This is a genomic window from Alkalihalophilus lindianensis, assembly GCF_032843265.1.
Lineage (GTDB): Bacteria > Bacillota > Bacilli > Bacillales > Bacillaceae_D > Alkalihalophilus > Alkalihalophilus lindianensis.
In genome coordinates this window covers 1-230 of record NZ_JAWJBA010001136.1, presented here as the reverse complement: position 1 = coordinate 230, position 230 = coordinate 1, and the positions used below count along the sequence as shown (strand labels likewise).

The following is a 230-nucleotide window of genomic DNA, read 5'->3' as shown; positions in this document are numbered from 1 at the left end:
AAAAGGATGTAAAAGGAAAGGCCATTATGCGAACCGTCTTTATTTTACCTTGGGCTGTACCGGCATTTGTTTCCATCCTTGTATTTGCTGGAATGTTTAATGAATCATTCGGTGCAATCAACCGAGACATTCTTGGCTTCTTCGGAATTCAAGGACTGCCATGGATGACGAAACCGATGCTTACGAGAATTGCTTTAATCCTGATTCAAACATGGTTGGGATTTCCGTTC

At 41.7% G+C, this 230-nt stretch carries 1 pseudogene; it reads left to right on the top strand.

Features of this window, described 5'->3' with window-relative positions:
• Positions 1-230: pseudogene (locus RYX56_RS25630) on the top strand (sugar ABC transporter permease); the annotation flags it as partial.